This window comes from Shimia litoralis, assembly GCF_005518135.1.
Classification (GTDB): Bacteria; Pseudomonadota; Alphaproteobacteria; order Rhodobacterales; family Rhodobacteraceae; genus Shimia_E; species Shimia_E litoralis.
This window is the reverse complement of sequence record NZ_SULI01000020.1, coordinates 39,616-54,040: the sequence shown is the minus strand read 5'-3', so window position 1 is coordinate 54,040 and position 14,425 is coordinate 39,616. Positions and strand designations below refer to the sequence as shown.

The following is a 14,425-nucleotide window of genomic DNA, read 5'->3' as shown; positions in this document are numbered from 1 at the left end:
ATAGTTCATCTCCTTTGTTGCAGTAAATGCTATCAAAGGAGCGGCATCAAACCGTGACAGGTCCACATTTTTGAAAATGCTCACGGCACAAATGCGAAATCAAGACCCTCTGAATCCTGTGGACTCTTCGGATTATGCGGTGCAATTGGCGACGTTTTCATCTGTAGAACAACAAGTATTGACCAATGAACTTTTGACATCTGTTCAGGGCCAGTTGAACACTATGGGTATCTCCCAGCTCGCTGGGTGGGTTGGGATGCAGGCCAAGTCGGAATCGCCCGCCCATTTTTCTGGTGACCCAATCCAGATTTCAACGGCACCTGCTGGGCTGGCGGATTCGGTGCAAATTGTTGTGCGTGATCAAGCCGGAGCCGAAGTCTATCGGCAAGCGATTGGAACAGGAGCGTCGAGTTTGGAGTGGGGGGGGATCAACACGACAGGGGCGCGCGTTCAAGATGGCTTATATACATTTCGTACCGAAAGTTTTGCGAATGGTGCCTCGCTAGGGGAACAACCTGCTAGCACATACGGGCAGGTGATTGAGGCGCGAACGGGTTCAGATGGACTGGTGCTGGTATTGAATGGGGGGGCAACTGTTCCGGCGTCGGATGTCACCGCATTACGCGCGCCTTCCTGAGGGCTTGTCGACAGGGTGAAACTCAATTAGCGTCGCACCGGTTTTCTTGACTGGATTTCGCCCTGATACATCTTGCTGATCAATGCCCTACGACCCTGATTTCCGCGATTGAAGCGCAGATGCCGCATATGCAGGGAGCGATATGGACGCGGTTGTCAGGTGGCCGCACAAACGCGTCTTGGTGCGTCCAGCCGCAACACAATGAGCCACCCGTCGTGGTAAAGTTGTACCTTGGACCTGCTCCGAATCCGATGTTTCCCAATGATCCTGTCGCAGAAGCACAGCTTCTCACACAATTGGAAGACTTGGAGTTTGCGCCAAAACTTCTGGTACACATGCAGACCAAGCATGGGGCATGTAATGTGTATTCGCATATCCCGGGCGAGATATGGCAGTCGGGTATTTCCGAGGTCGCAGAACTGATGGAGAAAATCCATCAGCAGAAAGCTCCAAGCGGGCTCCGGATGGTCGCAAATGGCAGTGTTCAGGTCGAAGCTCATACACGTGCCATTTTGTCGAATTGCGATCTGGATTCCACGCTGCCTTTCGATGAGTTTTCACCTGAAATCCATGTTGCACCAACCGAGAATACCGTTTTGTTACATGGAGATATTGTGCCCGGAAACATCATCCGCAATACGATGGGCTTGTACTTGATCGACTGGCAATGCCCCGCGGTTGGGGATGTTTGCGAAGATATTTCTAACTTTTTATCCCCAGCGATGCAGCTCTTATATCGCGGTGCACCGTTGCAAACATGTGAAGTCACGGAGTTTTGGTTTGCAGTTGGAAATTGCATGCTGGCCGAACGGTACAAAAAACTTGCACCATGGTATCATCGGCGAATGGCAGCATATTGCTTGTGGCAATCACAAAACGGCAAAGCGGAATACGATGCGGCCCTGCGACTCGAGCTTGAATACCTTCAGCGGTCCTTAAAATTATAGGCAACGTAAGCCGGATACATTAACGCGCGGCGCTTTTGACCGAATGGGAACTTTCGGGGCGGAATTTGCATGACTTTGGGTAATCTTAGACCCGTGTCCCCCATGATTTGATCCGCGACAAGAGCACCGGAATAGCTGCCCATGGCCACCCCGTTTCCATGATATCCAAATCCGGCATACATACCGGCATGTTCCGGTATCGGTCCGGCAAACGGTGTCAGGTTGCGTGACAGGCAAACAAAACCAGTCCAGTACCAAGGTGTTTCGACATGTGCCCATTTAGGGAACATTGTCTCAAAGTCTTGGCGGATCAGGCTCTGCACGGCATCATGGGTTTTCGAGGTCGTAGAAAGGCCGCCACGCATGCCAAACAAGAACCGGCCGTTTGGCAGTAATCGGAAGTAATGCAAGAGATTGCGCGTGTCATACGCCAATTGGTGAGTGCTCCAACCTTGCTCAGCCAGCTCTTCGGGGCTGAGGGGGCGCGTGACGATAACACTTGATTGGGTTGGGAGGTATCTGCCAGCCATCCATTTCGGTACTGTTTCACTTGAATACCCATTTGTTGCCACGACGACCTTTGGTGACTCAATTTGGGCATTTGGGGTGCAAAGCTTCCAGTTGTGCCCAACTTTTTCTATGGAGCGCACACCAGAGGATTCAAATATGCGAGCCCCAGCGCTTTCAGCGGCAGTAGCCAACTGTAAAACGTATTTTCGTGGATTCAAACCAAACCCGATTGGGATATTCATCGCGCCATAAAATGGCCCGCTCATACCATGTTTGCCTAGATCATCTGGCGGGATCACAGAAACATCAACATCGTATAATTCAGAGAGGCTTTGTGCTTCATCATGGAAGGCCTCATAGTCTTTTTGCCGATGAGCCAAGACCGTTTCGCCGCCGAACTGAGCGTCTACATCAAATCCGTGTTGTGCAATTAGGTCTTGGGTAAAATATACCGCGTCTCGTTCTGCCAGACGGTAATCACGCGCGGCTTGTGGTCCGACCATACGACGCAACTGAGTGTCACTGGCTTTTGCGCCGCCGATGCAACAAAAGCCCCCGTTTCGACCTGACGCTCCCCACCCAACAGAGCGAGAGTCGAGCACAACAACTTTGTATCCAGCCTTTGACAAGCGAAGTGCAGCAGACAGCCCAGTAAACCCCGCACCTATGATGGCCACATCTGCATGAATTTGCCCATTTGCGGGCATGCGCGCTGGGCTGTTGGCGGTCCCATTCCAGAAACAGGCCGCGCGCGGCCCGTTTCCATAAGCAAAATCATCGCAGATATGTGTCATGCGGACCTAGCGGCAGCCTGTTCTTCACGTTTCTGGCGAACAGCGTTGCGCTTGGAAATTAAGGACGCAGTTATGACACCAATCGTGACAACAGCGATCATCAACGTAGACAGCGCGTTGATCTTGGGACTTACGCCCAATCGCACCGAACTCCATATTTTCATGGGCAATGTGGTTGCGGATGGGCCTGCAGTGAATGACGCAATGACAAGGTCATCCAGCGAAAGCGTAAACGCCAACAACCACCCAGAGATCACCGCAGGTGCGATAATTGGCAAAGTCACCAATCGAAACGCCTGCCAAGGTGAACATCCTAAATCCAACGCGGCTTCTTCAAGAGACTGGTCAAAACTTACCAATCGCGAGGATACAACAACAGAGACATAGCACATTGCAAATGTCGTATGCGCTAAGACAATGGTGAATACCCCGCGATCCATGCCGATACCGATAAACAGCAACAGCAAAGAAAGGCCGGTGATCACTTCGGGCATCACCAGTGGGGCGTAAATCATTCCAGAGAATAATGTTCGCCCTGCAAAGCGGCCCGAGCGAACCATCACATATGCGGCCATTGTGCCAAGAATTGTTGCCAAAGAAGACGACATGACGGCCACCTTAACCGTCACCCAAACGGCGTCCAGAAATGCGCTATCTTGCAAGAGTTCGCCATACCATTTGGTCGAAAACCCAGCCCAAACCGTAACAAGTTTCGAGGCGTTGAAGCTATAGATCACCAGAATGATCATTGGCATGTAAAGGAATGCGAAACCAAGTGTGATCGAGGTTGCGTTGAACCATGTAAAGCGTCTCATCCTTCTGCCTCCCGTTGTTTTTGCTCGTTGCGTTGAAACAGAATGATTGGGATGACCAAAATTAGGAGCAAGATGATGGCGACTGCCGAGGCAACAGGCCAATCTCGGTTGCTAAAGAACTCTTCCCAAAGAACTTTGCCGATCATCAGAGTTTTTGATCCGCCCAGCAATGAGGGGATTACGAATTCGCCAAGCGTTGGAATAAACACAAGGAAAGATCCGGCGATAATGCCTTGTTTGGATAGTGGGACCGTTACAAGCCAGAATGCAGATGTTCTTGAACAGCCCAAATCTTCGGCCGCCTCCAGCAAACTTCCGTCGAGCTTCTCCAGAGCCGCATAGATCGGCAGGATCATGAACGGAAGATACGTATATACAATGCCGATATAGACGGCTGTGTTGGTATTCAAAATCACCAATGGTTCTGAAATAATCCCAAGTGAGAGCAATAGTTGGTTAAGATACCCTTCTTGGCTCAAGATGCCCATCCACGAGTACACGCGGATCAAAAAGCTTGTCCAAAAGGGCAGGATTATGAGCATAAGTAGCGTTGGTCGCCATTCCTCTGGTGCACGTGCCATTGCATAAGCGATTGGAAAACCAACAAGAAGCGTCAAGATCGTGGACACGATCGCGATATTCAGGCTTGATAGGTAGGCCTTCCAGTACAGATCGTCTTCGGTCAGGAAAACAAAGTTCTCCATGTCGAGTTCTGACCAAAATGCCTTGATTCCCGCCCAGCCTTCGGAAAAGTCCAGCGTCGGAGTGTAAGGCGGAATTGCGAGTGCTGAATCTGAAAGAGAGATTTTCAGAACAATGATGAAGGGCACCAAAAACAGCGCCAGCAACCACAAATACGGAATGGAAATCAGAGAAAATCTGCGCATGGCTTATGACTCCAATAGGATGCCGGCGGTGTCCGTCCAGCTAAGCCAAACTTGGTCTTCCCAAGTAAAGCTGCGTCGAGAAATCCGGCGGTTATTGGCTGCCTGAGCTTTGATGATGTGACCATTGGCCAGCTCGACGTGATAAGTGGAAATATTCCCCAAATACGCGATATCAAGCACCTTGCCTTGGATGGTATTTGCCGCTCCATCAGGTTTTTCGGCTGCAATCGCAATTTTCTCAGGCCGGATCGCAAAGTGAACTGTTTTGCCATTGGAGAATGGCTTGTCTGAGGTTCCGATGATGTCTGGCTGGCCCTCGGCCCACGCGATGGTGACCTTCTCGCCATCCTGCGCCACTGCTTTGCCCTCGATCAGGTTCACGTCGCCAATAAAGTCGGCGACATATGTTGAATTGGGTGTTTCGTAAATTGCGTCGGGCGTTGCGACCTGGACAATTTTTCCGTGATCCATAACGGCAACGCGGCTTGCGACGGTCATGGCTTCTTCTTGGTCATGGGTCACAATGACAAACGTTGTGCCGGTCTTTTCCTGAATGTCCATCAGTTCAAATTGCGTATCCTGACGCAGTTTTTTATCAAGTGCGCCCAAGGGTTCATCCAGCAAAAGCAGTTTGGGCGCTTTGGCCAAGCTGCGCGCCAATGCGACCCTCTGGCGTTGACCGCCAGATACTTGATGTGGTTTGCGTCGGGCGAACTTTTCCATACGCGTCAGGCGCAGCATCTCTTCGACCCGGTCGCCGACTTCATTCTTTGGCATGTTGTCACGCCGCAGGCCAAACGCGATATTGTCCCAAATGGACAGATGTGGAAACAGAGCATAGGACTGGAACATCATGTTCACGGCGCGCTTGTTTGGTGGAATCGGCCCAATGTCTTCGCCTGATAACAAGATGGTACCTTCTGTTGGGGTTTCAAACCCGGCGAGCATACGCATCAATGTCGTTTTGCCACATCCAGATGGCCCAAGCAGAGCAAAGAATTCTTGTTCGTAAATATCGATAGTAAGATCATCGATGGCCACAAAGTCGCCAAAGCGTTTGGTTACATTCTGAAAATGGATAATCGGTTTGGCATTGGGGTCTCGCCAAGGTGCAAATTCATCAAGCGCCATTTGTGTCTCTCTGTCTCTGAAATTACGAAGGCCCGCGCAAGGAATGCGCGGGCCAATGGTGAGCCGATCTTAGGTGCCGGATTTGATTTTTGTCCACATGCGCGTGGCTTTGCGTTGAACCTTTTGTGGGTACGCTTCTTTGATATAGAGGTTTTTGATTGTGTCCGGCCCAGGATAGATTGCCGGGTCGTCGATCACGTCAGCCTCAAGGAACTGTTGGCTCTCTTTGTTGCCGTTAGCGTAATACACATAGTTCGACGCCGCCGCCATGTTCTGAGCGTCCATGATAAAGTTCAAGAACTTATGAGCGGCTTCTGGGTGAGGCGCATCCACCGGAATGGCCATTTGGTCAAACCACATCAAAGCGCCCTCTGAGGGTGCGTTATATGCAATTTCAACACCATTTTCGGCTTCTGCAGCACGGTCGCGGGCCTGAAGAATGTCACCTGACCATCCAAACGCGACGCAGATGTCGCCATTGGCGAGTGCGTTGATGTATTCGGAGCTGTGGAATTTTTTGATATACGGACGCACAGCGCTCAACACTGGCTCTGCCTTTGCGACCACATCGGGGTCCATGCTGTTTGGATCTTCACCAAGGAATTTAAGTGCCGCGGGGATCATTTCGTCTGGTGCATCAAGGAAATATACGCCGCATGCTTGCAGTTTTTCCATGTTTGCCGGATCAAAAACCAACGCCAGAGAGTCAATCGGTGCATCGTCACCCAGTGCTTCGGCAACTTTAGCAGTGTTCACACCAAGGCCGGTTGTGCCCCACATGTAGTTGATCGAGTATGCATTGCCCGGATCGTAGAGAGCGGTCCGTTCTTCGATCTGGTCCCACATGTTGCCAGCATTTGGCAGTTGCGCCATGTCCAGTTTCTGGAATGCGCCAGCTTGGATTTGGCGCGCCATGAACGATCCGGTTGGAACTACGACGTCATAACCCGATCCGCCCGCAAGCAATTTGGTTTCAAGAACTTCGTTGCTGTCGAATACGTCATAGATCAGCTCGATGCCGGTTTCTGCTTCGAATTTGGCCAATAGCTCTTCGTCGATATAGTCGGACCAGTTATAGACCCGCACTTCTTCGGCGCTTGCGGCCATGGCGCTTAGTGCGACAGTTGTCGTCAAAGTCAGCAGAGTGTGTTTCATTGTAGTCTCCCGTTGGATCGTCGAGCATCACTCGACCTTCGAAATTCGTGGGATTAATTTGATCAAGTTTTTGCAATATGGCAACATTGCATTGCAGTTGACATGAATATTTAGTTGCGAAAGCGGAATGATGAACACAAGGATTGCACAAATGACAGGCACACTCAGGTCCGCACGTCCAAAACCCCAAGGCAATGAAAACGTTCATCGTATTCCGGTTCATCAACAAGTTTACGAACAGCTCCGCACGCAGATACTGTTCGGAGAGCTTGCACCGGGCCAAGCGGTCACAATTCAGGGTCTTGTGAGCGAATTGGGGGCAGGAATGACCCCTGTTCGTGAAGCGATTCGCCGTTTAACGGCTGAAGGAGCGCTTGAATTTCAAGGGAATCGTCGGGTGTGTGTGCCCATGCCGGATGCAAATAGCATTGATGAATTGATCTATGCCCGACAGGCACTTGAGCCGCAGCTCGCCGCACGCGCAACTGAGCGGGCCACAGTAGAAGACATCGAAGCTCTGGAACAAATAGATGCCAGATTGGATCGTGCAATCGAGCAAGGCGATGTTGGTGCATATCTCGAGCAAAATTATGCTTTCCATGCCAAGCTTTACGCTATTGCCGAAGCGCCAATTCTTACGGAGATCGCAGAGGGTTTGTGGCTGAGATTTGGGCCATCTTTGCGGGTTGTGTGTGGGCGTATGGGCACCCAGAACCTGCCTGACGAACATAAAGTTACGCTACAAGCGTTAAGAGACAAGAATGCATCCGCGGCCGCCGATGCGATCCGAGATGATGTCGTACAGGGCATGGAGCAGGTGCGCCATGCGTTGGAAAATCCACCGAGCGACATGGCTACGATTGACACCTGAAAATTTGATCATATTCTGATGGTAAGTCTCCGACGTCTATCGTCGGGCTATTCTCTATTTTGCGAGGTCCGTCATGGAAACGATCACGAATCACCTGCCCACTGCTGAATTGCAGGCATTGGATGCAGCACACCATTTACACCCATTTTCCCATCAGGGCGAACTGGCCGAAAAGGGCGCGCGGATCATCACGCGCGCGACAGGCGTCACGTTGACGGACTCCGAGGGATGCGAAATTCTTGATGCTATGGCGGGTCTATGGTGTGTGAATGTCGGCTATGGGCGCGATGAAATTGCAGATGTCGCGGCGCGTCAAATTCGCGAACTGCCATACTACAACACGTTCTTTCAAACGTCGCATGTGCCGGTAATCGCTCTTTCTGCCAAACTTGCAGAACTGGCACCGGGGGATCTGAACCACGTATTCTATGCAGGGTCAGGTTCTGAGGCAAACGATACAAATATGCGCATGGTGCGTGTGTACTGGGCCCAAAAAGGCAAGCCAGACAAAAAGATCATTATTAGCCGGAACAATGCTTACCACGGGTCGACCATGGCGGGCGCAAGTCTTGGCGGAATGACACCCATGCACGAGCAGGGCGGTCTGCCGATTCCGGATGTTCATCATATTCCTCAACCGAATTGGTATGCTGAAGGCGGCGACACAACGCCTGAAGAGTTCGGTCTGCAACGCGCACAGGAATTGGAAAAGGCCATTTTGGCGCTGGGCGAGGACAAGGTCGCTGCCTTTATCGCCGAGCCCGTGCAAGGCGCCGGGGGCGTAATTATTCCTCCGTCGACCTATTGGCCGGAAATTCAGCGCATTTGCGATAAATACGAAATTCTCCTGATAGCAGACGAAGTCATCTGCGGCTTTGGGCGCACGGGAAATTGGTTCGGGTCCGAAACGATGGGGATCAAGCCCCACATCATGAGCATCGCAAAGGGCTTGAGCTCGGGATATGCTCCGATTGGTGGATCGATTGTCTGTGACGAAGTTGCCGAGGTGATTGCCGGGTGCGAGTTTAACCACGGATATACTTATTCTGGTCACCCGGTCGCTGCCGCGATTGCTCTTGAAAACCTAAGAATTCTTGAGGAAGAAAACATTGTTGATCGGGTTCGCAACGACACCGGACCGTATCTCCAGAAAAAATGGAAAGCGCTGGCCGATCACCCGCTTGTCGCTGATGCGTGCATTGTTGGGATGATGGGCGCCATTGCCCTGAGCCCAAACAAGGCCGAGCGTGCGCCCTTTGATGGGGACTCTGGTGCGGTTGGCTTGATTTGTCGCGAGCATTGTTTTGCAAACAATCTGATTATGCGTCACGTGGGGGATCGTATGATCATCTCGCCGCCTTTGGTGATCACCAAAGACGAAATCGACACGCTCATTGAACGTGCGACTCGTGCACTTGATCTGACGCTAGAGCAGATCAAAAAGCAGGGCCTGTTCAAGTAAGTACGCTTGCAATTATGAGTATGTAACACGTCTGTCGGATCTTCCGGCAGACGTGTTTTCACGTTGTGTGTCTTGGATCGGGTCGCTTGGCGATATTGCTTGAATTTGCATTTTGTCGAACAAATTATGGACTTTTTCCGGATCACGCTACGATTTTGCCATGCGAAGTGTCGTTTTTTGCTTTGACTGGTCGCAAGTGCGCTGCAACAGTTAAGCCATGGCGTAGTGTTGCATAACTGATCCAATGTGTGCTTACATCGCGTCACAAGTGCAGAAACAATCTGCCGTTAACTTATCCAGGGGGCCTCTTTATTTTGGCTGATTCCGCAATAAACGACGCGTTCGTCGAATTCGATCGCGTGCAGAAGAGCTATGACGGCGAAAATCTAGTCGTCAAAGATCTCAACCTGAGCCTGCCCAAAGGCGAATTTCTGACAATGCTTGGCCCATCCGGCTCTGGTAAGACAACCTGTCTTATGATGCTGGCAGGATTTGAAACCGCCACGCACGGTGAAATCCGACTCGATGGGCGTGAAATCAACAATATCCCACCGCATAAGCGCGGCATCGGCATGGTTTTCCAAAACTACGCACTTTTCCCGCACATGACGATTGCCGAAAACCTTAGCTTTCCGCTTGAGGTTCGCAAGTTTGGCAAGTCAGAGCGTGAAGCGAAGATCAAACGTGCTCTGGACATGGTCGAAATGGGAAGCTTTGGAAGCCGTCGTCCGGCACAGCTTTCTGGTGGCCAGCAACAGCGTGTTGCTTTGGCCCGGGCGCTGGTTTTTGAACCTGAACTGGTGCTGATGGACGAACCTCTGGGGGCTTTGGACAAACAGCTGCGGGAAAAAATGCAGTTTGAAATCACGCACCTTGCGCACACGTTGGGGATTACGACGGTTTACGTGACCCACGATCAGACCGAAGCTTTGACAATGTCTGACCGTGTTGCCGTGTTTGATGATGGCCGCATTCAACAGCTTGCGCCGCCGGATAAGCTCTATGAAGAGCCAGAGAACAGCTTTGTCGCTCAGTTCATTGGCGAAAATAATACGCTCGAAGGTGTCGTAAAAGAAATCAACAATGGCGTCGCTCTTGTTCAGTTGGACGGTGGCGAATTGATTGATGCGAAACCGATCAATGTATCAAAACCCGGCGAACGCACGCGCGTTTCTATTCGTCCTGAGCGCGTTGAGTATAACAAAGAGCGGATGCAAGAAGGGGCTCATACCCTGAAAGCAGAGGTTCTGGAATTCATCTATATGGGTGATATTTTCCGTACGCGTCTTCGTGTTGCTGGCAATGATGAATTCGTGGTGAAAACACGAAATGCACCTGACCAAGTGCGTCTTAAGCCGGGCGAGCAAATCGAGATCGGCTGGCTTCCTGAAGACTGTCGCGCATTGGATGCATAAGTTAAGAGATCTGTAACCCCGGCACAGTGATCGGGGAACAGAAATAATATGAATAAAAAGTTCAACAAGGAGAGAACGAATATGAAACTCACCAAAATGTCTGCTTTGGTTGCTACCACGGCGCTTTGTGCGCCAATGGCGATGGCAGAAGATATGGCCAACGAATTGACCATCGTGTCATGGGGTGGCGCGTATTCTGCATCACAAAAAGCTGCTTATCACGACCCCTATACTGCCAAAACGGGCGTCAAAATCATCAACGACGAAAGCTCTGCAGAAGCAGTTGCGAAAATTCGTGCGATGAATGAAGCGGGCAACGTGACATGGGATGTTGTGGACGTTGTAGCGTCTGACGCGATGCGTTTGTGCGACGAAGGTCTTGCAGAAGAGCTTGACCACGATGCGGTTCTTGCTGCTGCACCAGATGGCACACCTGCTTCAGAAGACTTTGGTAATCTGATCGTGTCCGACTGCTTTGTGCCACAAATCGTGTATTCGACCACATTTGGCTATCGCACAGACTTGGTTGGCGATACGGCACCAACATCCGTTTGTGCCATCTTTGATCTGGATGCGTACCCTGGCAAGCGTTCGCTGCAAAAGCGCCCAATCGATAACATGGAGTGGGCCCTGTACTGTGATGGCGTTGCCAAAGACGAAATCTATGACGTCCTAAGCACACCTGAAGGTATCGATCGCGGCTTGGCAAAACTCGACACAATCAAAGACAGCGTTGTGTGGTGGACTGCTGGCGCGCAAACACCTCAGCTGTTGGCTGACGGCGAAGTTGTGATGGGCTCGACCTTTAACGGTCGTTTGTTCTCGGCAATTGCAGAGCAAAACCAACCTATTGGTATGCTTTGGGATATGCAGTCCTTTGACCTTGATGGTTGGATCGTTCCAGCAGGCCTGAGCGCCGAGCGTAAAGCCCGCGCAATGGACTATTTGTTCTTCGCAACAGATACACAGCGTCTGGCAGACCAAGCAGCCTATATTTCATATGGTCCTGCACGTAAGTCTTCGGCACCTCTGGTTGGCAAGCACGCCACATTGGGCATCGATATGGCACCACACATGCCAACAGACCCTGCGAATGCTGGCAATGTACACACCTATGACTACGAATGGTGGGCAGACAACCGCGACGATATCGACGCGAAATTCCAAGCTTGGTTGGCGAAGTAATCGTTTTTTAAGCTGATGATTGGGAAGGGGCCTGCCAAGGTGGGCCCCCTCTCCACAAACAATACCCGACGGGGACCCCAATGAGTGATACCACGCAAACCGGCCCAGTTTTGGCCGCCGATGGCACACCGCTAAAGCGCAGCCTTGCCCGCGCATTGCGCATGCAAAAAATCCGCGCATTGATGCTGATTGCACCGCTTCTTCTATTTGTGTTGTTGACGTTTATCCTGCCGATTGCAGACATGCTGTTTCGGTCAGTAGAGAACCAAATCGTTTCTGAGACGCTCCCACGAACTGTTGTGGCCCTGAAAGATTGGGATGCGAGCAGTGGAGAAACACCTGACGAAGCTGTCTATGCCGCGCTCGCAGAAGATATGAAGATTGCAGCGCAAGCCAAGCTGCACACCCGTGTCGGGTCTCGCTTGAATTATGAAAAGCCTGGAATTTCATCGCTGTTCCGTAAAGCAGGCCGCAAGGTCAAAAAATGGGATATCGAAAATGACGGCCCCTTCAAGGAAAAGTTCTTAGACCTTCACAAGGGTTGGGGCGATCCTGATGTGTGGCGCACTATTCAAACATATTCACCCAAATTCACGAATGGGTACTTTTTGAATGCTGCCGACATGCAAAAAGGCGCTGATGGCGCTGAAATGCGGCCCGAGAACGAACGTATCTATTGGACGCTTTTCAAGCGCACATTGTTCATGTCGTTGGTAATCACCACGAGCTGTATTGTGTTGGGATATCCGGTGGCTTGGATTTTGGCAAACTTGCCTTCAAAATCCGCCAACCTTCTGATGATTTTGGTTCTTCTGCCGTTTTGGACCTCGCTATTGGTGCGGACATCCGCATGGAAGGTCATGTTGCAACAGCAAGGTGTCATTAATGATACGCTGGTGTGGCTTGGTCTGGTGGCCGACGATGCGCGGCTTGTGATGATCAATAACCAGTTTGGTACGATCGTCGCGATGACGCATATTCTGTTGCCGTTTATGATTTTGCCAATGTACTCGGTCATGCAGACTATCAATCCGACGTATTTGCGGGCCGCCAAATCATTGGGCGCGACCAACTGGACATCGTTCTGGCGGGTGTATTTCCCTCAGTCCGTGCCGGGCATCGGTGCCGGATCCATTCTCGTGTTTATCCTTTCAATCGGGTACTACATCACACCTGAATTGGTTGGTGGCACCAAAGGTGTGTTCATCTCGAACCGGATTGCCTTTCACATTTCCACGTCTCTCAATTGGGGCCTTGCGGCAGCGCTTGGTGCGATCCTGTTGGCGGTCGTGCTGCTTCTTTATTATGCCTATGACAAGATCGTCGGCATCGACAACGTGAAGTTGGGATAATTGACATGGCATTGACACCAGTAACACCACAAACACCCGCCTTCACCGCAGGAACTGCAGCAGCATTTGGCGCCTTCGCTGGCCTGTTTGTTGGTACGGCGCAAGGGTCGGGCCTTATGGGTATCGTACTTGGCGCGGTGATCTTGGCGATCCTCGGCGCAATCGCGCCAATGATGGCTGGCAAAGACAAACCCGTCCGTTGGGCCGTATTCTTCGGCTTTATAGCGGCCGGGTATGCCTTCGGAGGTATCCCTGCGGCCGTGGTTGGCGGAATTTTCGGGGCCTTCTTCGGGTGGCTGATCTTTTTTGTCGCCTCTGGGCGGTATCGTGAAAGTCTCGCGCCTTATCTGACGCCCGGGCAGGTTCTTTGGCACTATGCGTTTCGTGTGATCTGCGGGGTGATCTTTATCTTCTTGATCACTCCGATCCTTGTCGTGATGCCGCTGAGCTTTAACAGTCAGGATTTCTTTACGTTCACGCCGGAAATGCTCCAGTTCAAAGCAGAAGGGTACTCTCTGAAGCATTACAGAGACTTCTTTACTAACGATGATTGGCAAAATGCGCTTCGCAATTCTGTGACGATCGCACCCGTTGCGACGGTCTTGTCGGTGGGCTTTGGCACATTGGCGGCAATCGGGCTTTCACAGCCGCACGTTCCGTTTCGCCGTGCGATTATGGCGATCCTGATTTCGCCAATGATTGTGCCACTGATCATTTCAGCCGCTGGTATGTACTTCTTCTATAGCCGTATCGGTTTGCAGGGGACGTATCTTGGCGTCGTTCTGGCGCATGCGGCGTTGGGTATTCCGTTTGTCATTATCACCGTGACCGCGACGCTTGTGGGCTTTGATCGCTCTTTGACACGGGCTGCGGCCAACATGGGTGCAAATCCAGTCACCACGTTCTTTAAGGTGCAAATGCCGCTGATCCTTCCGGGTGTTATTTCTGGTGGCTTGTTTGCGTTTATCACTTCGTTTGATGAGGTTGTTGTGGTGCTCTTTGTGGGGTCTGCGGGACAAAAGACGTTGCCATGGCAGATGTTCATCGGTCTGCGCGAGCAAATCAGCCCTACCATTCTGGCAGTTGCAACTATTCTCGTTGTTGTCTCAATCGGATTGCTGGCCACAGTGGAAATGTTGCGACGCCGTTCTGAACGGCTTCGGGGTATTTCGCCAACCTAGATTCTATCGCAACATCAAAGACAAAAAGAGGGGCGTTTTACGCCCCTCTTTCTATTTGGTACTTGCTGTGTGTTGGCAGGGAT

General features: G+C 51.4%; 13 protein-coding genes. 8 read left to right on the top strand and 5 right to left on the bottom strand.

Annotated elements, in window-relative coordinates; genetic code table 11:
• Positions 1–7: 7 nt before the first annotated feature.
• Positions 8–637 (top strand): flagellar hook capping FlgD N-terminal domain-containing protein, encoded by a 630-nt coding sequence (locus FAP39_RS13910; protein ID WP_425471434.1) that lies wholly within the window; start codon positions 8–10, stop codon positions 635–637.
• A 119-nt stretch (positions 638–756) separates the two neighbouring features.
• On the top strand, positions 757–1,584 hold the full coding sequence (locus FAP39_RS13905) for a phosphotransferase (RefSeq protein ID WP_138017001.1): 828 nt from the start codon (positions 757–759) through the stop codon (positions 1,582–1,584).
• On the opposite strand, the gene FAP39_RS13900 is transcribed toward FAP39_RS13905, so the two are convergent.
• From FAP39_RS13900 to FAP39_RS13880, 5 genes are all read right to left on the bottom strand, one after another.
• Positions 1,563–2,888, bottom strand: a complete 1,326-nt coding sequence (locus tag FAP39_RS13900; protein WP_138017000.1) for an NAD(P)/FAD-dependent oxidoreductase — start codon at positions 2,886–2,888, stop codon at positions 1,563–1,565. The two genes, FAP39_RS13905 and FAP39_RS13900, sit on opposite strands and share 22 nt — an antisense overlap.
• Positions 2,885–3,703 carry an ABC transporter permease gene (locus FAP39_RS13895; RefSeq protein ID WP_138016999.1) on the bottom strand — a complete coding sequence of 273 codons (819 nt, stop codon included), beginning with the start codon at positions 3,701–3,703 and terminating at the stop codon, positions 2,885–2,887. Before FAP39_RS13895 ends, FAP39_RS13900 begins: the two co-directional genes overlap by 4 nt.
• Positions 3,700–4,590 (bottom strand): ABC transporter permease subunit, encoded by an 891-nt coding sequence (locus tag FAP39_RS13890; RefSeq protein WP_138016998.1) that lies wholly within the window; start codon positions 4,588–4,590, stop codon positions 3,700–3,702. Before FAP39_RS13890 ends, FAP39_RS13895 begins: the two co-directional genes overlap by 4 nt.
• 3 nt (positions 4,591–4,593) lie before the next feature.
• The gene (locus FAP39_RS13885) at positions 4,594–5,721 is read right to left on the bottom strand and encodes an ABC transporter ATP-binding protein (protein ID WP_138016997.1); all 1,128 of its coding nucleotides are present in this window, start codon (positions 5,719–5,721) and stop codon (positions 4,594–4,596) included.
• A gap of 69 nt (positions 5,722–5,790) precedes the next feature.
• On the bottom strand, positions 5,791–6,876 hold the full coding sequence (locus FAP39_RS13880; protein ID WP_138016996.1) for a polyamine ABC transporter substrate-binding protein: 1,086 nt from the start codon (positions 6,874–6,876) through the stop codon (positions 5,791–5,793).
• Between the two features lie 151 nt (positions 6,877–7,027).
• Here FAP39_RS13880 and FAP39_RS13875 point away from each other — a divergent pair, with 151 nt between their 5' ends.
• From FAP39_RS13875 to FAP39_RS13850, 6 genes are all read left to right on the top strand, one after another.
• Complete coding sequence (locus tag FAP39_RS13875; protein ID WP_171006864.1) at positions 7,028–7,747, top strand: GntR family transcriptional regulator; 720 nt, start codon at positions 7,028–7,030, stop codon at positions 7,745–7,747.
• A gap of 73 nt (positions 7,748–7,820) precedes the next feature.
• Positions 7,821–9,209: an aspartate aminotransferase family protein gene (locus tag FAP39_RS13870; RefSeq protein WP_138016994.1), complete on the top strand. Its 1,389-nt coding sequence runs from the start codon at positions 7,821–7,823 to the stop codon at positions 9,207–9,209.
• 314 nt (positions 9,210–9,523) lie between these two features.
• Positions 9,524–10,624: an ABC transporter ATP-binding protein gene (locus tag FAP39_RS13865; RefSeq protein WP_138016993.1), complete on the top strand. Its 1,101-nt coding sequence runs from the start codon at positions 9,524–9,526 to the stop codon at positions 10,622–10,624.
• Positions 10,625–10,705: 81 nt separating this feature from the next.
• Positions 10,706–11,809 carry an extracellular solute-binding protein gene (locus FAP39_RS13860; protein WP_138016992.1) on the top strand — a complete coding sequence of 368 codons (1,104 nt, stop codon included), beginning with the start codon at positions 10,706–10,708 and terminating at the stop codon, positions 11,807–11,809.
• An 80-nt stretch (positions 11,810–11,889) separates the two neighbouring features.
• Entirely contained in the window at positions 11,890–13,161 is a 1,272-nt protein-coding gene (locus FAP39_RS13855) for an ABC transporter permease subunit (protein WP_138016991.1), read from the top strand.
• 5 nt (positions 13,162–13,166) lie between these two features.
• Positions 13,167–14,342: an ABC transporter permease gene (locus FAP39_RS13850; protein ID WP_138016990.1), complete on the top strand. Its 1,176-nt coding sequence runs from the start codon at positions 13,167–13,169 to the stop codon at positions 14,340–14,342.
• Positions 14,343–14,425: the final 83 nt, after the last annotated feature.